The following is a 23,344-nucleotide window of genomic DNA, read 5'->3' as shown; positions in this document are numbered from 1 at the left end:
TATCGTGACCGCATGCCGACCGCCCCCTTCATCGGACGAGCGGCCCAGCTCGCCGAGATCGAGGCCGCGTGGGCGGGGCGCCGGCCCGGGGTCGTGCTGATCACCGGCGAGGGCGGGGGCGGGAAGAGCCGCCTGGTGGCGGAGGTGTTCCGGCGCCTCGACCTGGCGCACACGCCGGTGCTGCGCGGCTCCTCGCGGGCCCAGGGCGCGGCGCCGTACGACTGGCTCGCCTCGGTGCTCAACGGCCGCGCGGCCGCGTCGCTCCCGGTCGAGGAGTCGCTGCTCAACCGCCTCGGCCAGCGCTCCTCCGACGCCGGCGAGCCCCGGCTGGCCCCGGCCACGACCCTGCGGGCGGCGGTCGACGTGGTGCGGGCGCTGCTGCACGTGAACCAGCCGGACGAGCTGGGCATCATCCTGGTCGAGGACCTGCACGACCTCGACCCGGCGAGCCTGGCCCTGGTCGCCGAGCTGGCCGCCGCCGCGGAGTCGCTGCCGGCGCTGCTCATCGTGACCAGCCGGCCACCGCAGGAGGCCGCGTTCGCCCCGGCCGCCGCGCGCACGTTACGCCGGCTCGGCGGGTCCCCGTCCGTCCTGCGCGTGCACGTCGCCCCGTTCAACGCGCGCGAGACCGCCGAGCTCATCGAGGCCACGTACGGCAGCGCCCCGGCGCCCGAGGCCGTCCGCGGCGCGCTGCGGCGCACCGGCGGCAACCCGTTCTGGCTGGCCGAGCTGCTCGCGGCGTACGACACGGCCGACGCCCTGCCCGCCGCGCCCCTCCCCGCGCACGTCGTCGGGCTGCTCGTCGAGCCGCTGTCGAGCGAGCCGGAGCTGGTCGGGCGGGTGGCCCGGGCGGCCGCGCTGCTCGGCGATCCGGTGGAGAGCGACCTGCTGTTCCACGTCTGCGGCGGCGACGTCGAGCCGGCCCTGCGCCGGCTGCTCGACCTCGGCCTGCTGCTCCTCGCGCCGGACCGGGCCCCGACCGGCACTCTCCGGTTCCGCCACCCCCTCCTGCGCGAGGCCCTGGCCGCCGGCGTGATGCCGCGGGAGCGCAAGCGGGTGCACACGATGGCCCGCCGGCTGGCCGTCGAGCTCGGCGACGACGCCGCGCTGGCCCGGCATGCCGCCGCCCTGGGGGCGAGCGCCGAAGCTCGGGCCGCCGCTGCCCGCGGAGCGGTCGCCAGCCTCGCCACCGGGCTGCCGGACGCCGCGGTGGAGCTGGTCGCCCTGGGCCTGAGCCTGCGCGAGCCGGCCTCCGACGCCGGCCCGGACGAGGAGCGGGTCACCCTCGCCGCCGTCGGCGCCGCGGCCGCCTTCGTCAGCGCGCGCTTCGAGGTGGCCGCGGAGCACGCGGCGGACTGGCTGAACGCGGTCCAGGACACCGATGATCGCGACGGGATTGCCGACGCGCACCGGCAGCTCGCGGCGGTCCGCTGGTGCCTCGGCGACCCCGTGGGGCAGCGCCGCTCCCTCGACCGGGCCGCGGCCGTCGGCGGATCGCCCGCGTCGTTGGCCCGGCAGCGCGCGGCCGAGGCGGAGAGCGCCCTGCGCACCGAGGACGCCGCCACGGCGCTGTCCCTCGCCGAGGCCGCGCTGACCGCGGCCGAGCGGGCCGGCACCGGCATCGCCTCCGCATCGGTGACGCTCGGGACCGCCCTGGCCCTGACCGGCGACCACGAGCGCGGCGTCGCGCTGCTGCGGGCGGCCCGGCAGCTCGCCGCCCGCGAGCACGACCCGGTGACCATCGGCCGGGCCGTGCACAACCTGGTCGCCGTGAGCCTGCCGCGGCTGGGCGAGGTCATGGGCTGGCGGCTGTTCGACGAGGCGATGGCGACGATCGACCGCTACGGCCTGGAGTTCTGCGCCGGCCGCACCACCACCCTGGGTGTGGCCCATGCCGTGCGAACCGGCGACCTGGCCCGCGCCGAGGCCCTGGTCTGGTCCCGCCTCCCGATCGAGGGCGACCCCACCGAACGCCTCCGCTTCACCGCCCGCGCCGGCCTGCTGGCCCTGGAGCGCGGCGACGACCCGCTGGCCGTGCGCATGCTGGCCCGCGCCGACGCCGAGGGCCGCGACTCCGGCCTGGTCAGGGTCCTGCGGGTGGCCGTGGCCGCCCGCGGGGTGCACCCGGTCGACCCGGCCGAGGCGCTGCGCGACTGCGTGGGCCGCTGCGGCCCGGCGCGCCTGGCGGAGGCGGCCCGGTGGGCCCTGCACGGCGGTGTGCCCGCATCGGTGGTGGAAGAGCAGGTGCCGGACCCGCCGGTACTGCTCCAGCTCCTCCTGGCCGTCGCCGCCGGACGGGACGCGGACGCGGTGGCGCTGCTGCCCGCGGCGCTCATGGACGGCGCCCGGGACCGGGCCGACGGCGCGGCCGAGGCCGAGGGCGCCGCCCCGGACGCCCGCGCGGAAGCCGGCGGGCGCCCGGAGGACGCCGCGGCCCACACGGCCGTGGCCCACGCCCTGATCCGCCTGGGCCGCGCCGCTGAGGCCCGCCGCCACGCCGAGCGCGCGGTGGCGCTGCTGGCCCACTGGCCCGGCTGGCGGCTGACCGAGGCGGAGACCCTGCTGCACAGCCTGCGGGCGGGCGGCGACCTGACCGTCCGCGAGATCGAGGTCCTGGGCTGCCTGGCCGCCGGCATGACCAACCAGCAGGTGGCGAAGTCCCTGGGCATCTCCATCCGGACCGTCACCGTCCACGTCTCCAACCTTCTGCGCAAGACCGGCGCCGCCTCCCGTACCGAAGCCGCCCTCTGGGCCGTCCGCCACCGCCTCGCTCCCGAGCGCTGAACTCTCCGGCCGCCCTGGCATCCGCTGCCCAGCTCGTTTGTACCGGGCGCCGGCCGGGACGATATGTCGGGCGCTTCGCACCACGACATATCTGACTTTTCGCCCGTCGGGGTATTCGTCCGTTTCCGAGGCTCGATGTTGATCTCAGCGCCGGGTGAGCCGGCGGGTGGGATGCGCGCGTCGGCCGTAACCGTGGACCGGTGGCGGCGTTGAGCCCTCCATGGCCGCTCGATGGGGACTCGCCGCACTGCTGCTGTTGCTGGCCGGCCTCGTCGGCTGCGGGCCGGACGCCGCGAGCCAGGCGCCGGCGCCGCTGCTCGTCGGCTACTACGTGCCGAGGAGTGGGGCCGCCTCATATCACGTCGCCGACCTCGAGCGGAGCGGGGCGCCGGACCGGCTCACACACCTGGTGTACGCCTTCGGGTCCGTCAGCGGCGGGCGGTGCGCCAACGGCAGCGCTGCCGACCCGGCCGAGTTCGAGGCGCTGCGCGCACTCAAGCAGCGCCGGCCGGCCCTGAAGCTGCTGTGGTCGTTCGGCGGCTGGAACGGCTCGTCCGGCTTCGGCGCCGCCGCGGCCGATCCGGTGGCGTTCGCGGCCTCGTGCCGGGCCCTCCTCGACGATCCGCGCTGGGCCGGGCTGTTCGACGGCATCGACATCGACTGGGAGTACCCGAACGCGTGCGGCGCCACCTGCGACTCGAGCGGCCCCGATGCGCTGCCGAGGCTGGCCGCCGCCCTGCGCGGGGCGCTCGGCCCGGACCGGCTCGTGACCGCGGCCGTCACCGCCGACGCGACGCCCGGCGGCCGCCTGGCCCGCGCCGACTACCCCCGGGCCGCCGGCTCGCTGGACTGGCTGATGGCGATGACGTACGACTACGCCGGCACCGCCGACCCGACCGGCCCCACCGCCCCGCACTCCCCACTGCCCGCCGCCGAGGCCGCCATCAGTGACCTGACCCACCGCGGCGTACCGCCGGCGAAGCTCCTCCTCGGCGTCGGCTTCTACGGCCGTGGCTGGACCGGCGTCACCCGCGACACCCCCGGCGCCCCGGCCACGGCCGCCGCCCCCGGCCGCCGCGACCCGGGCGCCGAGGACTACCGCGTCCTCAAATCGACATGCCCCCCGACCGGCACCGTCGCCGGCACCGCGTACGCCCACTGCGGCACCCAGTGGTGGAGCTACGACACCCCGGCAACGCTGGCCGGCAAGGCCGAGTTCGCCCGCACCCACCACCTCCGCGGCGTCTTCTGCTGGGAGCTGGCCGGCGACACCCCCGACGGCGAACTGCTCGGCGCCCTGCACACCGCCCTGTCCTGAACGGCCACGGATGTTGGCCCGAAGGGGGTTTGCCGGGTCAGGCGGATTGTTGTCGGCGTCGATGACTCGGGCGCGAGATGTGCACTCCGGCCGCCGAAACGGACATGCCCGATTCATCGCCTGACGGGTATAAATCCGAGCATGTCGTGGCGCGCAGCGCCCGACATGTCGGAGGCCGGGGCGTCGCCGCTAGGGCGACGGGGTGGCGAAGGTCCGGCTGAGCTGCTCCACTGCGGCGTCCAGCTCCGTGTACGCGTCGGGCTTGATGGAGTTGTCCTGGGTGCGGTCGCTCAGCTGCTGGCGGAGGCGGGCGATGCGGCCGGCGGCGTCGGACGGGCTGGAGAGGATGTTGTTGATCTGGTTGCGGATGTCCTGGGCCACGTCGGAGCGGATCTCGCCGGACTGGGAGCGGCGGTCCACCACGTCCAGGACCGCCTTGCCGGCGGCCTGCCGGGTGAGCGGGAGCGGGAGGGCGGCCGGGGAGGTGGCGGCGGCTGAGGTGGGGCGGGGCGGGGGCTTCGACTGGGCGTTGCCGGTCGTGGTCGGCTGGCCGTTGGGCGGGGCGGGGACCGTCGAGACCAGGATGCTCACGGCCACCGAGGGAGCCGCGTTGTCCTGCCGGGTGTCGGGGTCGTTGCCCTGCAGGAGAAGCAGGACGAGTACCCCCACCGCAATGACGACGACCGGGGCGGCCAGCAACGCTCGGCGCCAGGTCAGCCCGCGGGCCGGCCCGGGTCCCGGCTCCAGGATCTCGGCGACCTCGGCGGCCGAGGGGCGGCGCTGGGGGTCGGTGGAGAGGCAGCGCAGGCAGACCGCGGCCACGGCGGCGGGGAGGCCGGGGACGTTCAGGGTCGGGCGGCGCTCGGCGGCGAGGGCGCGCTCCAGCTCCTCCCACGTGGTGGCCGGGTAGGGCGGGGCGCCGGTGAGCATCTCGTAGAGCAGGACGCCCAGGGAGTAGACGTCGGTGGCGCCGCTGGCGGGGGCGCCGGTAAGGCGTTCGGGGGCCACGTACGGCGGGGTGCCGAACGTCATCGCCTCCTCGCGCTGGCCGATGTCGGCGGCGATGCCGAAGTCCAGCAGGCGGATGCCGTCGGTGGTCAGCATGACGTTCTCGGGGGTGACGTCGCGGTGCACGACGCCGCGGCGGTGGGCGGCCTGCAGGACGTCGGCGACGGTGGCGGCGACCTGGATCGCCTCCGGCCACTGCAGCGGGCCCTCGTCCAGGCGGACGGCGAGCGAGGCGCCGTCGAGGAGCTGCATGACCACGTACGCGGCGATGCGGCCGCGCGGGGTGACGGTCTCGCCGTAGTCGTAGACGCCTATCGCGTTCGGGTGCTCGATGCGGGCGGCCGCGCGGGCCTCGCGGCGGATGCGGTCGCGCTGGCCGCCGTCGGACGCGATGGGGCCGTCGAGGACTTTGACGGCCACCGTGCGTTCCAGTGTCGAGTCCCAGGCCCGCCAGACGACAGACATGCCGCCCTCGCCGACGGGCTTCAAGAGGATGTAGCGGCGGGCGAGAATGTCGCCCTCCCGCAGCTGTGCACCGCGCATGTTACGTGGAGGCCCGCACAACGAGTTCGGTCGGCAGGATCGGGTTGTCGTCGACCGGGTCGAGCAGGCGTGCGGCGCTCACCGCCCCGAGCTCCTCCACCGGCTGGCGGACAGTGGTGAGCGCGGGGGCGGTCATGGCGGCGAACGGGACGTCGTCGAAGCCCACGACCGCGACGTCCTCGGGGACCCGCCGGCCGAACTTGCGCAGCGCCTGCAGGGCGCCGGCGGCCATGGCGTCGGAGGCCACGAAGAGCCCGTCGAGGCGGGGCGTGCGGTCGAGCAGCCAGGCCGCGGCGTGACCGCCGGACGGCGTGGTGAAGTCACCGTAAGCGATCAGGGGCTGGCGCCCGGCGGCGATCATGGCGCGACGGTACCCCTCCAGCCGATCGGCCGCCGCCGGCGAGTCGGGCGGACCGGCGATGGTCGCGATGACCCGGCGGCCGCGCAGCAGCAGGTGCTCGACGGCCTGGCGGGCACCGTCGCTGTTGTCGACGTCGACGAACGGCATGTCCAGCTCCGGGCGGCCCGCCGAGCGCAGCGGCACCCGGGACGCGGCCAGGGACACCGCGAGGGGGTGGCGGGCGGGCGCGCCGACGAGCAGGACGCCGCCGACGGCCCCCGCGGTCAGGAACTGGGTGGCGCCGGCGACCGTGCCGCGCGGGGCGGACATGGTGAGCAGCGGTACCCCGCGCTCGGCCAGCTCCTCCTCCGCGCCGGCCAGCAGCCGGGCGACGAAACCGTCACGGAACAGCCGGGCGGCCGGCTCGAACACCACCGCCGCCACGGGCAGGCCGGCGGCCTGGTGGTCGGTGCGGCGCGGGGCACGGTGGCGGACGTACCCCAGCCGCGCGATGGCGTCGTGCACCGACACCCGCGCGGAGGTACTGACCCGGACACGGCCGGTCAGGACCCTGGACACGGTGGCGGCCGAGACGCCGGCGGCGGCGGCGACCTCGGTGACGGTGGGCTGGACGGGCTCGGCGGCGTGCTGGGCGTGGTGCTCGAGGTACTCAGGGTGCTCAGGCATCAGATCTCCTGTGGGAGCGATTCCTGCGGTCAGCGTCAGTCAGAGTTACGGCGATGTCAACTATCGGTTTCGATCACAGTTACCCAAGCAGGAATTCACCCTAATCTGTGTTGTGTCGAAGTTCGCGGGGGCTATCGCTGGGCGGACCGGATAGGGAATAGTCGTCGTTTGTGTCCGGAATCGAGGTTGGCCGCAGGGTGCTCGAGCGCTACCTGCTGGTCCGCCCGATCGCCCGGGGTGGGATGTCCCTGGTGTACGAGGCCGTCGACCTGGAGCGGATCCGCCCGGCCGCGGTGAAGGTACTTGCACCCACGTTCGCGAGCAATACCCGCGCCTGTTACGCGGCGCGACGCGAGCCTCACCTGATGCAGCGCATGCGCCATCCGACCGTGCCGAAAGTTTTCGCATTCGGTGAGATCGAGGCCGAGGGCGTCTCGGTGCCGGCGGTCGCGATGGAACTGCTCAACGGGGTACCCCTCGCGACCCGCCTGGGCGAGGGCCCGGTCCCCTGGCAGGAGGCGGTGGAGATCGCGGCCTCGGTGGCCGAGCTGCTCGCCGTCGCCCACCGCCGCGGGATCGCGCACCGCGACCTGACCGCCGACAACGTCATGCTGACCACCGCCGGTGTGAAGATCATCGACTTCGGGCTCGCCGTGCCGTTCGCGCACCCGTCGGCGTCGCGGGTCGAGCACGCTCCGGCATGGGACGTGTACGCGCTCGGCGTCCTGCTGTACCACATGCTCACCGGCCGCTCACCGCACGCGCCCGGCGCCCGGCTGCTCCAGGCCGCGCCGACCCCCGTCGTGCTCACGCCGGGCCTGCCCCGCTCGGTGGCCGAGCTGTGCCGCCAGTGCATGGCCAAGCGCCCCGACGAGCGGCCCGAGAGCGCCGCCGTCGCGCTCTCCCTCTGGGCCGAGTTCGCACCCGGCTGGCGGCAGCGCCGCGACTTCACCGAGAGCTACGAAGCACCGTCTCGCCACGGTGCGTAATCGCCGGGTTTTCCCAGCGTAAGGGCCATGTCAGGTCCTCGGTCGAACTTGATGCTCGCCACCCCATTACCCGTTGTAATCGGCGCTGGTCCGGGCCAAGCTTCTCGGACAAGGTGCACGACGGTTGCCGCCAGGGAGCCGCCGCGCACCACCACCGGATAGCCGAGGGGAAGCTGTCATGTCAGGTTCGAAGGTCACCGGCGTGGTCGTGACGGGCGGGGCAACCGCCGGTTCGCTGCCCGTCACCGGAAGCCCGGTCTTCGCCATCGTCGTCGCCGGGATCGCGCTCGTGGTCACCGGCTTCCTGATGGTCCGGGCGTCCCGCTTCAACCGCAGCGCCGCCTGATCCGATGACGGCGATCCTGCTGGTCGGCTTCGCGCTGCTGACGCTGTGGCCGGCGTACAACCTGGCGCTGGTGGCGTTCTCCGCCGGCGACGCGGCCACCGCCGGACACCGCCGCCGGCGCGATGCCATCGCGCCGAACGGCAACGAGCCGCAGACCTTCTGGATCGTCGTGCCCGCCCTGAACGAGGAGCGGGTGGTCGGCCGGACCGTCGGCGCCGCCCTGGCGCTGAGCGGCCCGGAGGGGACACGCACCAGGGTCCTGGTGGTCGATGACGGATCGGACGACGGCACCCCGGACGTACTGGCCGCCATCGACCACCCGGGCCTGACCGTCCTGCGCCGGGACTTCCCGAACGCCCGCCAGGGCAAGGGCGAGGCGCTCAACGCGGCGTTCCGGGCCATCCGGGACCTGTCACTGGCCAACGGCGAGGACCCGGACCGGGTCGCGGTCGGCGTCATCGACGGCGACGGGCGCGGCAGCGCCAACCTGCTCTCCGAGATCTCCCGGCTCATGCGCGACCCCGGGGTCGGCGCGGTCCAGGTGCGCGTGCGCATCCACAACCGCAACCGCGTCCTCGGCGCCGTGCAGGACCTCGAGTTCGCGGCCATCGCCAACGCCAGCCAGCTGCTGCGCGACGCGGCGGGGACGGTCGGGTTGGGCGGCAACGGGCAGTTCGCCCGGCTGTCGTCGCTGATGCGGCTGGGCCACGCGCCCTGGTCGCACTGCCTGGTCGAGGACCTCGAGCTCGGGCTGCGGATGCACCTCAACGGGGAGCGCATCCGGTACACCTCGATCGCCCACGTGCAGCAGCAGGGTCTCGTGGACGTCAAGCGCCTGGTCCGGCAGCGCACCCGCTGGGCCCAGGGCAACCTGCAGTGCATCGCGTACGTCCCGAGGCTCGTCGCGTCGCGGAAGATCCGCAACCACGCGCTCCTGGAGATGCTCTACTACCTGCTCGCGCCGTGGATGAACGCGTTCGGCACGGCGGCGGTGTTCGGGCTGTGGGGGTACTCGGCGTGGCAGCTCCTGCCCGGTCACGGCGAGACGTTCCTGATCCACTCGTGGAGCCAGCTCGCCGAGGTCCTGCTCTTCTTCGCCGTCGGGATGACGGTGCCGGGCCTGGTGTGGGCCGGCGTGCACCGCTACCAGCTGCGCGACGAGAAGTTCTCGGTCCTGCTCCGGGCCGCGCTGGCCTACCCGTTCTTCCTGATGCTCGGCCTGGTCTCGACCTGGCGGGCGATCGGGCGGCAGGTGGCCCGGCGCAACGCCTGGGCCAAGACCGAGCGGCTCGCGGAAGAGCCAGTCGCCGCCTGACCTGTCAACTCATGGATTTATCCGCACGGATGCGGTCACTTCTTCCTCCCAAGGTGACGCACACATGCTTCCTGAAGTCTTCCTCATCGCCGGTACCCGTCCCGAGGCCATCAAGCTCGCCCCCGTCGCCGCGGCCATGCGCGCCGCCGGCCGCCTCGCCCCCGTCATGGTCGCCAGCGGCCAGCACCCGGCGATGGTCACCCAGGCCCTCGAGGCGTTCGACACCGAGGCCGACGTCACGCTCCCGCTGCAGCGCGTGACCGGCAGCCAGCCGGAGCTCCTGACCGAGATGATCAAGCAGCTGGACGCGCTGCTGGAGGTCCGCAAGCCGGCCGCCGTGATCGTGCAGGGCGACACCACGACGACCCTCGCCGGCGCGATGGCCGCGTTCTGGCGCCGCATCCCGGTCGTGCACCTGGAGGCGGGCCTGCGCTCCGGCGACCTGGACTCGCCGTTCCCGGAGGAGGCCAACCGCAAGCTGGTCGGCCAGCTCGCCGCGCTGCACCTCGCGCCCACCGCGCTGGCCGCCACGAACCTGCTCGACGAGAGCATCGCCCCGGCCAACGTCCTGATCACCGGCAACACGGTCGTGGACGCGGCGCTGGAGATCGCGGCGAAGGAGCTGCCGTTCGACGACGCCCGGGTCGCCGCCGCCGTCGACGCTGCCGAGAACGGCGAGGCCCGCCTGGTGCTCGTCACCGCCCACCGGCGCGAGTCGTGGGGCGAGCCCCTGGACCGCATCCTGCGGGCGGTGCGGCGGCTCGTGGAGGCGTACCCCGACATCCGGGTCGTGCTCCCGGCCCACGCCAACCCGGCCGTGCGCGCCCAGGTCGAGGCCGGCCTGGCCGGCGTGCCGCGGGTGACCATCACCGACCCGCTGCCCTACCCGGCCCTGGCCCGGGTGCTGTCGCAGGCCTACCTGGCCCTGACGGACTCCGGCGGCATCCAGGAGGAAGCCCCTTCGTTCCAAGTGCCTGCCCTGGTACTGCGAGAGCTCACCGAGCGCGTGGAGTCCCTGCAGGCCGGCTGCGCCAAGCTCGTCGGCACCGACGAGGACCTGATCGTCTCCGAGGCCGCGCGCCTGCTCGACGACCCGATGCTGCGGCAGTCGATGACCGCGAACGGCAACCCGTACGGCGACGGACTCGCCTCGCAGCGCACCGAGCAGGCCGTCGCGGCAATGCTCGGCCTGGCCTCAGTGCCCTCCCCGATGCCCTCGTCCGCCTCGCTCGTCTGATTGGTGTTCCATGCGTAAGTTGTCAGCTCTGCTCGGCCTGGTCCTGGTCGCGGTGCTCGGCCTGGCCGCACCGGCTTCGGCCGTCACCGTTGCCAAGACGGTCTCCGGAGCCGGTGCCGCCGGCTCCAGCGCCTCCACGAAGACCCTGGTCCTCTACGACTACACCGGCGAGTACGCCTGGCTCGGCGAGGACTACGGGATGATGGCCACGAACCTCGTCTCGCACTTCGGCGCCTGGACCGCCCACCCGGTGGGCTCCTACACCGCGGGCGAGCTGGCGAAGTACAGCGCCGTCGTCTACGTCGGCTCCACCTACGACGAGCCGATCCCGACCGCCTTCCTGGACGACGTGCTCGCGACCACCAAGCCGGTGGTGTGGCTGTACGACAACATCTGGCAGCTCACCGCGCGCTCTTCGGACTTTGCGACGAAGTACGGGTACACGTGGAAGGGCTTTGACGTCTCGACGGTCGCCGAGGTCGACTACAAGGGCACCGCGCTCACCCGTGACACCCGCAACCTGGCCGGCATCATGGACTACGCGGTGTACGACAGCGCGAAGGCGGTCTCCGTCGCCGACGCGGTGCGGGCCGACGGCACGAAGTTCCCGTGGGGCATCAAGTCGGGCAACCTGACGTACATCGGCGAGATCCCGTTCTCGTACATCACGTCGAACGACAGGTACCTGGCCTTCTCCGACCTGCTCTACGACGCGCTGGCCCCGAAGACCGCCGAGCGGCACCGCGCCCTGGTCCGCATCGAGGACGTCGGCCCGGACGCCGACCCGGCCGAGCTGCGCGCCGTCGCCGACTACCTGTCGAGCAAGAAGATCCCGTTCACCGTCGCCGTCTACAGCCGCTACCGCGACCCGAAGGGCGTGAACAACAATGGCAAGGCCGAGGACTACACCCTGCGCCAGCGGCCACTGGTGGTCAGCGCCCTGAAGTACATGCAGAGCAAGGGCGGCACCCTGCTCATGCACGGCTACACACACCAGCTCGACGCGCTGAACAACCCGTACGACGGCGTGAGCGCCAACGACTTCGAGTTCTTCCTGGCGCACGTGGACGCGAACGACGCCGTCATCTACGACGGCCCGGTGAAGAACGACTCGGCCCTGAACGTCACCGCCCGCGTCACCGCCTCCCGCGCCGACTGGATGATGGCCGGCCTCACGCAGCCGACCATCTTCGAGCCCCCGCACTACGCGGCCTCGGCCCTGGACTACAAGACCGTCAACACGCTCTTCGGCACCCGCTACGACCGCGGCCTGTACTTCCCGGGCGTCCTGTCCGGCACCGCCGTCGACAACAGCGTCCCGCACATGGTCGGACAGTTCTTCCCGTACACGGTGCGCGACGTCTACGGCTCGACGGTCATCCCGGAGAACATCGGCAACATCGAGCCGGAGCCGTTCAACCAGCACCCGGCCGTGCTGCCGGCCGACCTGATCGCCAACGCGAAGGCGAACCTGGCGGTGCGGGACGGGGTGGCGAGCTTCTTCTACCACCCGTACCTGGGCACCTCGTACCTGCAGCAGACGGTGGACGGGATTCAGGGACTGGGCTACACCTTCGTCTCGGCCGCGGCCATGACCACTGTCGCCTGACCGCTCTCGTTGTTCCCTCCTGGCGTCGGCCGGGCCCCTTCCCCGGGGGTCCGGCCTTCGTCGTTCCCGGCTGTGTCCACTGTGGATCGCGTTGTGGGCTCGGGGTTCGGGGGTTATCCACAGGCGGGAAGTTCTTCTTCCGGTGGGGGTGGGGAGGGGTCAGGCTTGGTGGTGTGAAGGGGATGAGTTCGCGCCGGCCAGACATCCACGCCGTTACCCGTGGGCCACCGGGTTTGGTGACCCGCTCCTGATCGCCGGGCGGCTCGGACCGAGGCCGCGTCGACCTCGCGGGCGGCAGCACCCGGCCGCGGACCCGCACCGCGCCGGAGTAGCGCCATGCCGCGAGTGTGCCGGAGCCGCGCCGTCCGGGCGGGGCCGGGCCGACCTACCCACAGGCCGGCCCGGTCCGCCCCGCCCTCGCCCCCGTCACCGTCGCCGCCCTCGCCATCGTCGCCGCCTCGCGGTCCTGCGTTCGCCGCTCGCCGCCGTTGCCGCCGCCCTGTCCTCGCCGCCGTCGCTGGCCCGCCCTCGCCGCCCTCGCCGCCGTCGCCGCCCCGCCTTCACCGCCCCGCCGGCTCGCCCTCGCCATCGTTGCCGTCCCGCCTTCACCGCCCCGCGTCCCGCCTTCGCCGCTCGCCGCCGCCCCGCCGTGGCCGGTGCTCTTTGCGCGAAGGCTGCGATGCACCACCGGGCGAGTGTGCCCATTCGGGCCCGCCGCCACCCTGGCCGGTGTTCTGCGCGCGAACGCGCTGCGATGCACCATCAGGGGTGAGTCCGCACGTCGGGAGTGAGGGCGTGCTCGCGCGATCGGGATGAGTGCGCGCATCGGGGGTGAGCGCGGCTCGTGCCATGGGGTTGAGTGCGTGCATCAGGGCGGGTGTTTGCTCGTGCCATCGGGGGTGAGGGCGGGTGGTTGCTTGTGTCATCGGGTGAGTGCGCGCGCCGAGGGGGAGCGCGCACGGGACGCGGTGACTGCTTGCCGAGTGGCTGCGGAGGCGGATGGTCGGCATGCGAGGATATGGGCGATGGACATCGCGGTGGAGGACGTCACGGCCCGCTGGGTCCGGGCTTGGACGACGGGGCGTACGACGGACCTTTTCAAGCTGCTGGCCGCCGCCCCGGCGATCGAGACGAACCTCGACCCGGACGGCGACTTCATCGAGCTGCTGACGGACTACGCCGCGGCCGTCGAGTCGATCACCGTCTTCTCCCAGACCGTCCTCGACCGCCGGGCCGCCCTGGTGTACGACTGCACCCTGTCCGGCGAGACGTTCCGCCTGGCCGAGTTCCTGACCATCAACGACGCCGGCCTGGTCACCGAGGTCCGCCGCGTGTACGACCTCAACGCCATCGAGCGCCTCATGCCCCACCTGCTCCTGGAGCACTGACCCGCACCACGCTCCGCCCCACGGCCCCGAGCTCCCGCCGAATCCGACCCCGCGCCGGCCCCTGATCTCCGCGTCCGCTGATCCGCGCGGGGCCCTGCTCCACGTCCGCTTCGGGCTCCACGCCCGCTCTGGGGTCCGCGACGGCAGGCACCGCCCGCAAGCGTGCACAGCGCAGAACTGCCGGCTGACAGCGAGACGCGGCGGGTCCGAGCCGCCCATCCCGCGCCAACCCTGACTCGGCATCGACCCTGATCTCCGTGTCGGCTCGGCAGCGGGCCGACCTCGCTGCGCACGTCGGCTGGCGCCGTGTCGGGCTCGGTGTCCGTTGTGCTCCGGGCGGGCGTCGGTGCACCTCGGAAGGGCCGGTTGCGGGCCGGGCGGGGCGGGCGCGAGCGGGCGGGGTTTCAGGAAAGGGCTTTCCTGAGTAGCATGCGGAAGCATGTTGCGGATCGACTATGCACTCAGCTCCAAGGATCTCCTCGGCGACGTTGAGCGGATGTTCGAGCTCTCCGCCGGGAAGATCCTGGCGCTCGACCCCTACGGCACGGACGGCTCGCCGGTGTTCACGGTCGACGGGCGGTACACCGCGCGGGGGTGGACCGAGTGGACGCAGGGGTTCCAGGTCGGCTCGGCGCTGCTGCAGTTCGATGCCACCGGCGACGAGCGGTTCAGGGAGCTCGGGCTGGAGCAGACCAGGAAGGTCATGGCGCCGCACGTCAGCCACATCGGGGTACACGACCACGGGTTCAACAACGTCAGCACCTACGGGGCCGTCCTCAGGCTGATCAAAGAGGGCCGGATCGAGCCGGCCGAGCAGGTCGCGGCCGAGCTCGCGCTCAAGGTATCGGGGGCGGTGCAGGCGGCTCGGTGGCAGAAGATCGAGGACGGTACCGGGTACATCTACAGCTTCAACGGCCCCCAGTCCCTCTTCGTCGACACGATCCGCTCGTGCCGCTCCCTCGCCGTCGCGCACCGGCTCGGCCACGTGCTCATGGGCGAGCACGACGAGAAGATCGACCTGCGCGAGCGGATGCGCCAGCACGCGGCCAACACCGCCCGGTACAACGTCTTCTACGGCACCGGACGGGACGCCTACGACGTGCGCGGCCGCACCGTCCACGAGGCGCTGTTCAACACCAACGACGGGCGCTTCCGGGCGCCGTCCACGCAGCAGGGGTACTCCCCCTTCTCCACCTGGACCCGCGGGCTGGCCTGGGCGATGCTGGGCTTCGCGGAGCTGCTCGAGTTCGAGGACGACGAGACGTTCCGGGAGGCCGCGCAGGCGACCTGCGACTTCTACATCGACTCCTCCCCCGCCGACGGCGTGCCGTACTGGGACACCGGCGCCCCGGGGCTGCACCACCTCGACCTCGACGCCCCCGCCGACCCGTACAACGCCCACGAGCCGGTCGACTCCAGCGCCGCGGCCATCGGTGCGCAGGGCCTCCTGCGCCTGGGCCACGCGCTCGGCGACCAGCGGTACACCCAGGCCGGCCTCACGGTCGCCCGGGCACTGCTCCAGGAGCCGTACCTCGCGACCGACCCGAGCCACCAGGGGCTCCTGCTGCACTCGGTCTACCACCGCCCCAACGGCTGGGACCAGATCCACGAGGGCCAGCAGGTCCCGAACGGGGAGTCGAGCATGTGGGGCGACTACCACCTCCGCGAGCTGGGCCTGTACCTCCTGCGCCTGGACAGCGGCCCGTACTACACCTTCTTCGGCGGCGTGGCATGAGCGCCGCCATCGTCACCGGAGCGTCGCGCGGGATCGGCCGCGGCATCGCGCTCGCCCTGGCCGGGGCCGGCTGGGACGTCGTGGTCAACTACGCGAGCAACGCGGCGGCGGCCGAGGAGGTGGCGGCCGATGTCGAAAAGGCCGGAGCCAAGGCAGCTGTCGTACGCGCAGACGTAGCCGATTCGCAGGACCGCCACCGGCTCGTGGAGGAGGCGTACCGGGCGTTCGGGGACATCGGGCTGCTCGTGAACAACGCCGGTGTCGCGCCGTCGGTGCGGGCGGACATCCTGGAGGCCGGGGAGGAGTCGTTCGACCGGCTCGTCTCGATCAACCTCAAGGGGCCGTACTTCCTCACCCAGCTGGTCGCCAACCGCATGATCAGCGCGGGCACCGCGGGCCGGATCGTCACGATCTCGTCGATGAGCGCGTACACGGCGAGCACGAACCGCGGCGACTACTGCATCACCAAGTCCGGCCTGTCCATGCTCACCAAGCTGTACGCCGCGCGGCTGGCCGAGCACGGCATCAACGTGTACGAGGTCCGGCCCGGCATCATCGCGACCGACATGACCGGCGGGGTCAAGGAGAAGTACGACCGCCTGATCCTCGACGAGGGCGTCACCCCGATCCGCCGCTGGGGCACCCCCGAGGACGTTGGCAAGGCGGTGGTCGCGATCGCCGGCGACCTGCTCCCGTTCTCCACCGGCCAGGTCATCGACGTCGACGGCGGCTTCCACCTGAAGATCCTGTAGGGCGCCCGGTCCGGGGACGTGCGCTGAGCGCCTGCTCAGAAGCCCTGTCCGTAACCCCGGCGGCTGTCGCCCGACGGCCCGGCCGTCTGAGTCGGCCCAGCGGACAGGACTTCCGGCAACGCGCTCAGGTGATGTCCCGGCGGCGGGTCACCAGCAGTGCGGCGACGCCGACCGCGGCCACGTAGCCCGCGAGCGTCAGCCCGCCCGTCGCCTGGTCGAGCACGTGGCCGCCGAGGGGACCGCCCTCGGCGGCCGGGCCCGCCGGGAAGGCCAGCGCCGAACCGGCCTGCCCGGGCAGCCACCGCGCCGGCCCGGGCGCGACCGCGGTGAGCACGGTCTCGACGACGAAGAACAGCGCCAGTATTCCGGACACGGCGACGACCGGGTCGCGCACGACCGCGCCGATGCCGAGCCCGAGCAGCGCGGCCAGCGCCGGGTACAGCACCCCGCCCACCGCGATCGCCGCCACGTCCCCGCCCGCGAGCACGAGCGGCGCACCCCGCAGCGGCACCCCGAGCGCGACGGCGGCCAGCGAGACCGCGGCGGCGCCCGCGCCGAGCAGCCCGCCGGCGACCGCGGCGACGCAGGCCTTCGCGGCGAGCAGCCGGGTCCGGTCCGGCGTGACGAGCAGCGTCGGCGTCAGCGTCCGGTGCCGGTACTCCCCCGCCATCCCCAGCACGCCCAGCACGATCGCGACCAGGCCGGCCGCGGTCCCGCCGGCGCAGGCGAGCGTGCGCTGAGCGAAGTCGCCGGCCAGCGCGAACCGCCCGCCGTGCAGCGGGGCCAGGGCCAGCGGCAGGAGCACGGTCAGCACCTCGAGCACGGCCAGCCCGGCCACCAGCCCGCCCGTCGAACGGGTGGCGCGCAGCTTGAGCGACTCGGCCCGGATCAGCTCACACATCGTGCTCGCCGGTCATCCGCAGGTACAACACCTCGAGCTTGTGGGCGGTCAGATCGGCCGTCGGCAACTGGCCGCGCACCGTGCCGGCCGCCATGATGATCACCTCGTCGGCCGTGCGGGCGAGTTCGGAGAGCTGGTGGCTGGAGACGAGGACCGTGTGGCCCTCGGCGGCGCGGGCGCGGAGGAGGTCGCGGAGCCAGCGGATGCCGGCCGGGTCGAGGCCGTTCGCCGGCTCGTCGAGGATGAGGACCGGCGGGTCGCCGAGCAGGGCGGCGGCGAGGGCCAGGCGCTGGCGCTGGCCGAGGGAGTACGTGCCGGCGCGGCGGCCGGCGGCGGCGGTCAGGCCGACGGTGTCCAGCACGTCATCGGCGCGGGTGCGTGGCAGGCCGGCCGCGGCGGCGAGGATGCGCAGGTGGGCGCGGCCGGTGCGGCCGGGATGCGGCTGGGCGCCGTCCAGCGCGGCGCCGACGGTCAAGGACGGACGTTCCATGCGGTGGTACCGCACCCCGCCGATCGTGGCCGCGCCCGCATCCGGGCGTATCAGCCCGAGCAGCATGCGCAGCGTTGTCGTCTTGCCGGCCGCGTTCGGGCCGAGGAGGCCGGTGACCGCGCCCTCGCGTACGTCGGCGTCGAGCCGGTCGACGGCGGTGACGGGGCCGAACCGCTTGGTCAGGCCGCGGATTGCGATGTTCGCCATGCCCGCCGACGCTAGGCCCGCGCGGGCGCGCGGTCGTCCCGCCCGGAGGTGGCTTTCCCCGTAGCTCTCAGGAGCCAGGCGGTGTCACCAGCCGGGTCTCGTACGCGACGACGATGGCCTGCGCGCGGTCGCGCAGGCCGAGCTTGTGCAGCACCCGGCCCACGTGGGTCTTCACCGTCTCCTCGGCCACGTGCAGGCGCTCGGCGATCTCGGCGTTGGCGAGGCCGCGGGCGACCTCCGCCAGGACCTCGCGCTCGCGCGGTGTGAGGGTGGCCAGGCGGGAGGTCGCCGCCGCGATCGGCCGCGGCGGGCGGGCCCGCTGGAAGTCGGCCAGCAGGCGCCGGGTCACCGCCGGGGCGAGGAGGGCGTCGCCGGCGGCGATGACCCGGACGGCCCGCACCAGCTCGGCGGCGTCGCAGTCCTTGAGCAGGAAGCCGCTGGCCCCGGCCAGGAGGGCGTCGTACACGTACTCGTCCACGTCGAACGTCGTGAGCACCAGCACCCTGGCCGGGCCGGCCGCGGTGATCTCGGCGGTGGCGGCGATGCCGTCGAGCACCGGCATGCGGACGTCCATGACCACGACGTCCGGGTGCAGGCCGGCGACCGCCGCGACCGCGGACCGGCCGTCGGCGGCCAGGCCCACGACCTCGATGTCGGGTGCGGTGGTCAGGAGCGTGGCCAGGCCCTGCCGGGCGATGGGCTGGTCGTCGGCGATGAGCACCCGGATCACGTCACTCCCCCGTCGGTCGGCAGCTCGGCCTCCACGATGAAGCCCTCCGGCGAGGACCCGGCGACCAGGGTGCCGCCCAGGGCCGCCACCCGCTCCCGCATGCCGACAAGCCCCAGCCCCTCCGTCTTTTCCGACATGTCCGACATTGCGGGAACAGCGTTGCTGACGGTCAGCCGTACGCGACCCGACAATTGCGTGATCGCGAGTTGAATGGGAGCGCCAGGCGCGTGTCTGGTGGCATTGCTGAGAGATTCCTGAACGATTCGGTACGCGGTCAGCTGGACAACTTCCGGAAGGTGGTCTAAGGCCGCGTCCGCGGTGCAGGTGATTACCGCGCCGGCCGCCTGGAATTGCGCGATCAAGGCGGGCAGGTCCGGATTCCGGGAGCGCAGGAGCCGCAGCAGCGATCGCATTTCCACCAGGCCCGCCCGCGCCAGGCGGTGCACCTGCGCGAAGGACTCGGTGGCGGCCGGCGGGAGCGCCGGGGTGCGCAGCGGCGCGGCCTGGGACTCCAGTGCGATGAGGGACAGGTGGTGGGCGACCACGTCGTGGAGGTCTCTCGCGATCCGGGCGCGCTCCTGCAGTACAGCCAGGCGGGCGCTCTCCTGCCGCAGGCGCGTCTGGGCCTCCCGGCGGGTCCGGGCGCTGTCGCCCAGCCAGAGCGCGACGAGCGTTGCGGTGGTCGTGAGGAGGATCAGGCCCCACGGCAGCGGGACGGTCCACGCGGCCGGGACCAGCATCGCGAGCGGGATCAGGACGCCGGCCGCGAGGGCGTCGCGGCGCCGGGTGCGGGCGCTCTGGCGGTACAGCAGGATCAGCAGTTCGGCGCAGCCGACGGCCGGCCAGGGCCAGCCGAGCCGGCCCTGACCGTAGCCGGCGTAGGTGCACGCGGTGAGCGCGGCGGCCGCCACGGCGACGGCGGCCGGGCGGTGGCGGATCAGCGCGGCGGCGCCCAGCGCGAGCGCGACCGCCAGCGTGAGCGGCCACGGCATTGCCCAGGCGCGGGTTTGCAGCGCGGCCAGCAGGGAAATTATTGCGGCCAATGGCACGCAGCGCAGCAGGCGGCGGCCGTTCACCGATGAACATCCTCCTCACGTCAGAGTGCCAATTCGGTTGTCAGGCGATCCGGTGTCATTTTTCACGTGTCGCCGGCCGCCGGGTGGGGTAACGCTTGCAGGGTGCGTTTGCGTCCCAATGTTGCCTTGAAGGCCGTCGCGTCGTTGTTGCTCAGCGGATTGTTCGCCGGAGTGGTGGTGGCCGCGGCCGCGTTCCCCGGGCTGGCCTTCTCCGGGCTGGCCGTGAAGTCGGGGGCCGACACGTTCGAGGATCTGCCGACCGACCTCGACGTGCTCCCGTCGCCGCAGATCTCCTACATCTACGCCAGTGACGCCAAGACGCTCCTGGCCATGATGTACGACGAGAACCGGCGGGACGTGGCGATCGCCGACGTGGCGCCGGTGATGACGCAGGCGATGGTGGCGGCCGAGGACAACCGGTTCTACGAGCACCGGGGCGTGGACCTCAAGGGCGTCGCCCGGGCGTTCGTGAACAACCAGGAGGGTGGCGACCAGCAGGGCGCCTCGACCCTGACGATGCAGTACGTGCGGCAGGTGATCGCCTACTCGGCCAAGACCCCGCAGGAGGTCGTCGACGCGACGGCCAAGACGCCGACCCGCAAGCTCAAAGAGATGAAGCTCGCGATGGCGCTGGAGAAGAAGCTTTCGAAGCAGCAGATCCTGCAGGGGTACCTGAACATCTCGACATTCGGCCACGGGACCTACGGGATCTACGCGGCGGCGCACGTGTACTTCGGCAAGGACCCGAAGGATCTCACGCTTGCCGAGTCGGCGCTGCTGGCGGGCCTGGTGAAGGCGCCGTCGACGAACGACCCGGCGACGGCTGACGGGCTGCCGAAGGCGATCGCGCGCGAGGGGTACGTGCTCGACCAGATGGTCCTGATGAAGTACATCACCCCGCAGCAGCGCGACGAGGCCAAGGCGCAGAAGCTCACGATCGTCGGCCAGCGCACGCCGGAGGGCTGCGAGCAGGTCCAGCGGGCCGATCTCGGCGCCGGGTTCCTGTGCGACTACCTGCGGCGCTGGTGGGACGAGCAGCCGGCGTTCGGCGCGGACGCGTACGACCGGGAGAACAAGCTGCGCTCGGGCGGCTACACGATCATCAGCTCGCTCAACGTGCAGACGCAGGCGGCGGCGTTCAAGTACGCCAAGAACCAGCCCGACGTCGGCTCCGCGAACGTGGGCATGGGCAACTCCGAGGCCGTGATGGTCGCCGCGGTCGAGCCGGGCACCGGGCGGGTCCAGGCGCTGGCCACCAACCGCAACTTCAGCAATGACCAGTCACAGAACGGCACCAGCACCAACCCGGACCGCAAGGGGCAGAAGGGCAACTATCCGAACACGACGGTGCCGTTCATCACCGGCGGCCCGGACGTGCCCGGCTACCAGGCCGGCTCCTCGTTCAAGATCTTCACCGCCGTCGCGGCGATGGAGTCCGGGCTCCCGCTGGCCCACCAGGAGGACGTCCAGGCCCAGTTCGTGTCCGACTACCCGATCAGCGCGAGCAGCCCGGCGGCCTGCAACGGCCCGCACTACTGTCCGAAGAACTCCGAGGGCGACCCGACAGGCGTGTTCAACATGTGGCAGGGCTTCGGCATGTCGCTGAACACCTACTTCGTGCCCCTCGAGCAGCGCGTCGGCGCCGACCACGTCGTCGACGTGGCCAAGCGGCTGGGCATCCAGTTCCGCTCCTCGGTCGACGTCGGCCTGGCCAAGGACGCCAAGACCTGGGGCGCGTTCACGCTCGGCGTCTCGGACACCACGCCGCTGGACCTGGCCGGCGCCTACGCGACACTGGCCGCCGACGGCAAGTACTGCGCCCCGACGCCGATCACGGAGATCCGTGACCTCTCCGGCAACAAGATCGATACGGGCCAGCCGCAGTGCAAGCAGGTGGTCGACCCGGACATCGCCCGCGCCGCCGTCGACATGGCCCGCTGCCCCGTCGGCGACCAGTCCGCCTTCAACAACTGCCCGCCCTCCGGCACCGCGACAGGCGTCCGCGGCGACGTCGGCCGCCCGGTCGCCGGGAAGACCGGCACGACCGACAGCGGCAAGAGCGCCACGTTCGTGGCGATGACGAAGCAGCTCGCGGTGGCCGGCATCCTCACCGACCCGGACAACCCCCAGATCAACAAGACGATGTCGCACCCGGTCATCAACAACGCGGTCGCCTACACCCTGAAGGCCGCCCTCCAGGGTCAGCCGGTCGTCCAGTTCACCCCACCGAGCCACCAGAGGGCGTTCGGCAACTGACGCCCCGGCCCCCTCCCCACCTGCCCGCACCCGCGGCGACAGGCGATGATTGGGTGTGACGGTGCACCGGGTCTACAGCGTGGTCGTGTTCATCATCCTGGCCTCGCTCGATAACGTGGCGATCGGGCTCGTGCCGCCGCTCTACTCGCCGATCAGCCGGGCGCTCGGGGTCGGCGAGGGGGCGCTCGGGGTCGTCACCGCGATCAGCTACCTGGTGACGGCGGTCGCCGCGGTCCTGTGGGCCTACGCCGGCGACCGCACCGACCGCAAGCCCGTCCTCATGATCGGGACGCTGATCTGGGCCGCCGGGACCGGGGGCAGCGCGCTCGCCGACGGGTACTGGACCTTCTTCGCCACCCAGCTCCTCGCCGCCGTCGGGCTCGGGGCGGTCGGCTCCGTCGGGTTCTCGGTGGTCAGCGACCTGATCTCGCCGAAGCGGCGCGGCCTCGTCATGAGCCTGTGGGGCCTGTCCCAGGGCGTCGGCACGCTGGCCGGGGTGCTCATCGCCAGCCAGCTCGGCGGCCGGGACTGGAAGACCCCGTTCTGGGTGCTGGCCGCGCTGGGCGTGGCCGCGTCCGCCGCGTACTTCACCACCGCCGACATCCGCCGCGGCCAGAGCGAACCGGACCTCGCGGCGGTGTTCGCGGCCGGCGAGGAGTACGAGCACCGCATCTCCACTGACGACCTGCCCCGCATCGCCGCCCGCCGGACGAACGTCTGGCTGATCCTGCAGGGCCTCACCGCCCAGGCCGCGTTCGGCTCCCTGGTCTGGCTGCCGCGGCTGTTCCAGGCCCGCGCCCAGGCCCAGGGCTACGACGAGCAGACCGCGATAGCCGTCGGCGGCCTCCTGGCCACGCTGTTCCAGCTCGGCGGCGTGCTCTCGATCGTCGGCGGCCTGATCGGCGACCGCCGGCAACGCAAGGACAAGGGCGGCCGAGCCAAGGTCGCCGCCGTCGGGATCCTGGCCGGGATTCCGCTGTACGTCCTGCTGTTCTTCGCCCCGGTGAGCCTCCCGGCACCACAGCACAAACCGGCGATCGAGATCGTGCTCGGCAGCCTCTTCACATCGCCGTCCCTGCTCGGCGCGTTCCTGCTGGCGCTCGTCGCACTCGCCCTCACCTCAGCGAACGCGCCGAACTGGTTCGCCCTGATCGCCGACGTCAACCCACCCGAGCACCGCGGCACCGTCTACTCCCTGGGCAACCTGGTCAACGGCGTGGGCCGCGCCGCCGGCAACGGCCTGGTCGGCGTGGTCTTCGCCGCGCTGGCCAGAAGCTTCCCCCCACCGGCGAACCTGGCCATCGGCCTGGCCGCATTCCAGGTCTTCTTCATCCCCACCGGCATCATGTACTGGCTGGCCGCCCGCACCTCACCAGCCGACATAGCCGAGGTCCACGCCTTGCTACAGGCCCGAGCCACAAGCGACCCGGCTCCCGCCGCCAACTCCCGAACCGGCCAACTCTGAACCACCCCCGAGCCCCAACCACTCAGCCACCCACCCGCCGCAGCCTTACTGGCACCGCGGTCACCATCGGCACCACTGTCACGCTCGGCACCGCGCTCATTATCGGCACCGCAGTCACCATCAGCACCGCGGTCACCATCGGCAGACACGCCGCTGGGCCACCCCGCA

The 23,344-nt window shown here is 72.9% G+C and carries 18 protein-coding genes; 12 read left to right on the top strand and 6 right to left on the bottom strand.

From position 1 onward, the window contains the following. Window positions 1–12 precede the first annotated feature (12 nt). Entirely contained in the window at window positions 13–2,784 is a 2,772-nt protein-coding gene (locus Dvina_RS11400) for a LuxR C-terminal-related transcriptional regulator (protein ID WP_223102421.1), read from the top strand. 220 nt (window positions 2,785–3,004) lie between these two features. Then, a complete protein-coding gene (locus Dvina_RS11395; RefSeq protein ID WP_223102420.1) occupies window positions 3,005–4,102 on the top strand; it encodes a glycoside hydrolase family 18 protein in 1,098 nt (365 codons plus the stop codon). 189 nt (window positions 4,103–4,291) lie between these two features. Here the strand turns inward: Dvina_RS11395 and Dvina_RS55130 are convergent, their stop codons facing one another. Together Dvina_RS55130 and Dvina_RS11385 are read right to left on the bottom strand one after the other, a co-directional pair. Continuing rightward, on the bottom strand, window positions 4,292–5,653 hold the full coding sequence (locus Dvina_RS55130) for a serine/threonine-protein kinase (RefSeq protein WP_223102419.1): 1,362 nt from the start codon (window positions 5,651–5,653) through the stop codon (window positions 4,292–4,294). Window position 5,654: 1 nt separating this feature from the next. Next, window positions 5,655–6,680: a LacI family DNA-binding transcriptional regulator gene (locus Dvina_RS11385; RefSeq protein WP_223102418.1), complete on the bottom strand. Its 1,026-nt coding sequence runs from the start codon at window positions 6,678–6,680 to the stop codon at window positions 5,655–5,657. A 197-nt stretch (window positions 6,681–6,877) separates the two neighbouring features. Here Dvina_RS11385 and Dvina_RS11380 point away from each other — a divergent pair, with 197 nt between their 5' ends. From Dvina_RS11380 to Dvina_RS11345, 8 genes are all read left to right on the top strand, one after another. Next, on the top strand, window positions 6,878–7,669 hold the full coding sequence (locus Dvina_RS11380; protein WP_223102417.1) for a serine/threonine-protein kinase: 792 nt from the start codon (window positions 6,878–6,880) through the stop codon (window positions 7,667–7,669). 178 nt (window positions 7,670–7,847) lie between these two features. Continuing rightward, entirely contained in the window at window positions 7,848–8,015 is a 168-nt protein-coding gene (locus Dvina_RS11375; protein ID WP_223102416.1) for an LPXTG cell wall anchor domain-containing protein, read from the top strand. Window positions 8,016–8,019: 4 nt separating this feature from the next. Further along, the gene (locus tag Dvina_RS11370) at window positions 8,020–9,330 is read left to right on the top strand and encodes a glycosyltransferase family 2 protein (RefSeq protein WP_223102415.1); all 1,311 of its coding nucleotides are present in this window, start codon (window positions 8,020–8,022) and stop codon (window positions 9,328–9,330) included. Between the two features lie 64 nt (window positions 9,331–9,394). Next, window positions 9,395–10,567: a non-hydrolyzing UDP-N-acetylglucosamine 2-epimerase gene (gene wecB, locus Dvina_RS11365; RefSeq protein WP_223102414.1), complete on the top strand. Its 1,173-nt coding sequence runs from the start codon at window positions 9,395–9,397 to the stop codon at window positions 10,565–10,567. 10 nt (window positions 10,568–10,577) lie between these two features. Then, complete coding sequence (locus Dvina_RS11360; protein ID WP_223102413.1) at window positions 10,578–12,176, top strand: DUF2334 domain-containing protein; 1,599 nt, start codon at window positions 10,578–10,580, stop codon at window positions 12,174–12,176. A 1,025-nt stretch (window positions 12,177–13,201) separates the two neighbouring features. Beyond that, window positions 13,202–13,564: a hypothetical protein gene (locus Dvina_RS11355; RefSeq protein WP_223102412.1), complete on the top strand. Its 363-nt coding sequence runs from the start codon at window positions 13,202–13,204 to the stop codon at window positions 13,562–13,564. A 439-nt stretch (window positions 13,565–14,003) separates the two neighbouring features. Next, on the top strand, window positions 14,004–15,299 hold the full coding sequence (locus tag Dvina_RS11350; RefSeq protein WP_223102411.1) for a glycoside hydrolase family 88 protein: 1,296 nt from the start codon (window positions 14,004–14,006) through the stop codon (window positions 15,297–15,299). Further along, entirely contained in the window at window positions 15,296–16,051 is a 756-nt protein-coding gene (locus tag Dvina_RS11345) for a 3-ketoacyl-ACP reductase (protein WP_223102410.1), read from the top strand. Before Dvina_RS11350 ends, Dvina_RS11345 begins: the two co-directional genes overlap by 4 nt. A gap of 124 nt (window positions 16,052–16,175) precedes the next feature. Here the strand turns inward: Dvina_RS11345 and Dvina_RS11340 are convergent, their stop codons facing one another. The 4 genes from Dvina_RS11340 to Dvina_RS11325 all read right to left on the bottom strand — a co-directional run bounded on the left by Dvina_RS11340 (window position 16,176) and on the right by Dvina_RS11325 (window position 19,455). Beyond that, a complete protein-coding gene (locus Dvina_RS11340) occupies window positions 16,176–16,952 on the bottom strand; it encodes a hypothetical protein (protein ID WP_223102409.1) in 777 nt (258 codons plus the stop codon). After that, the gene (locus Dvina_RS11335) at window positions 16,945–17,649 is read right to left on the bottom strand and encodes an ABC transporter ATP-binding protein (RefSeq protein ID WP_223102408.1); all 705 of its coding nucleotides are present in this window, start codon (window positions 17,647–17,649) and stop codon (window positions 16,945–16,947) included. Before Dvina_RS11335 ends, Dvina_RS11340 begins: the two co-directional genes overlap by 8 nt. A 67-nt stretch (window positions 17,650–17,716) precedes the next feature. Beyond that, on the bottom strand, window positions 17,717–18,379 hold the full coding sequence (locus Dvina_RS11330; RefSeq protein WP_223102407.1) for a response regulator: 663 nt from the start codon (window positions 18,377–18,379) through the stop codon (window positions 17,717–17,719). Then, window positions 18,376–19,455, bottom strand: a complete 1,080-nt coding sequence (locus Dvina_RS11325; protein WP_223102406.1) for a sensor histidine kinase — start codon at window positions 19,453–19,455, stop codon at window positions 18,376–18,378. The genes Dvina_RS11330 and Dvina_RS11325 overlap by 4 nt, the downstream gene beginning before the upstream one ends. Before the next feature lie 126 nt (window positions 19,456–19,581). On the opposite strand from Dvina_RS11325, the gene Dvina_RS11320 reads away from it, so the two are divergent. Both Dvina_RS11320 and Dvina_RS11315 read left to right on the top strand, forming a co-directional pair. Next, the gene (locus Dvina_RS11320) at window positions 19,582–21,711 is read left to right on the top strand and encodes a transglycosylase domain-containing protein (protein WP_223102405.1); all 2,130 of its coding nucleotides are present in this window, start codon (window positions 19,582–19,584) and stop codon (window positions 21,709–21,711) included. A 49-nt stretch (window positions 21,712–21,760) separates the two neighbouring features. Continuing rightward, window positions 21,761–23,176, top strand: a complete 1,416-nt coding sequence (locus tag Dvina_RS11315; RefSeq protein ID WP_223102404.1) for an MFS transporter — start codon at window positions 21,761–21,763, stop codon at window positions 23,174–23,176. The last annotated feature ends 168 nt before the right edge of the window (window positions 23,177–23,344 follow it).

The organism is Dactylosporangium vinaceum, from assembly GCF_019904175.1.
Lineage (GTDB): Bacteria > Actinomycetota > Actinomycetes > Mycobacteriales > Micromonosporaceae > Dactylosporangium > Dactylosporangium vinaceum.
The sequence above is the reverse complement of the archived record's forward strand: the minus strand, read 5'-3'. Positions and strand labels throughout refer to the sequence as shown.

Excerpts from the sequence above, each read along its gene's own strand:
- Dvina_RS11400 (WP_223102421.1), top strand. The coding sequence starts at position 13 with ATGCCGACCGCCCCCTTCATCGGACGAGCGGCCCAGCTCGCCGAGATC.
- Dvina_RS11395 (WP_223102420.1), top strand. The coding sequence starts at position 3,005 with ATGGCCGCTCGATGGGGACTCGCCGCACTGCTGCTGTTGCTGGCCGGC.
- Dvina_RS55130 (WP_223102419.1), bottom strand. The coding sequence starts at position 5,653 with ATGCGCGGTGCACAGCTGCGGGAGGGCGACATTCTCGCCCGCCGCTAC.
- Dvina_RS11385 (WP_223102418.1), bottom strand. The coding sequence starts at position 6,680 with ATGCCTGAGCACCCTGAGTACCTCGAGCACCACGCCCAGCACGCCGCC.
- Dvina_RS11375 (WP_223102416.1), top strand. The coding sequence starts at position 7,848 with ATGTCAGGTTCGAAGGTCACCGGCGTGGTCGTGACGGGCGGGGCAACC.
- Dvina_RS11370 (WP_223102415.1), top strand. The coding sequence starts at position 8,020 with ATGACGGCGATCCTGCTGGTCGGCTTCGCGCTGCTGACGCTGTGGCCG.
- wecB (WP_223102414.1), top strand. The coding sequence starts at position 9,395 with ATGCTTCCTGAAGTCTTCCTCATCGCCGGTACCCGTCCCGAGGCCATC.
- Dvina_RS11360 (WP_223102413.1), top strand. The coding sequence starts at position 10,578 with ATGCGTAAGTTGTCAGCTCTGCTCGGCCTGGTCCTGGTCGCGGTGCTC.
- Dvina_RS11355 (WP_223102412.1), top strand. The coding sequence starts at position 13,202 with ATGGACATCGCGGTGGAGGACGTCACGGCCCGCTGGGTCCGGGCTTGG.
- Dvina_RS11350 (WP_223102411.1), top strand. The coding sequence starts at position 14,004 with ATGTTGCGGATCGACTATGCACTCAGCTCCAAGGATCTCCTCGGCGAC.
- Dvina_RS11345 (WP_223102410.1), top strand. The coding sequence starts at position 15,296 with ATGAGCGCCGCCATCGTCACCGGAGCGTCGCGCGGGATCGGCCGCGGC.
- Dvina_RS11340 (WP_223102409.1), bottom strand. The coding sequence starts at position 16,952 with ATGTGTGAGCTGATCCGGGCCGAGTCGCTCAAGCTGCGCGCCACCCGT.
- Dvina_RS11335 (WP_223102408.1), bottom strand. The coding sequence starts at position 17,649 with ATGGCGAACATCGCAATCCGCGGCCTGACCAAGCGGTTCGGCCCCGTC.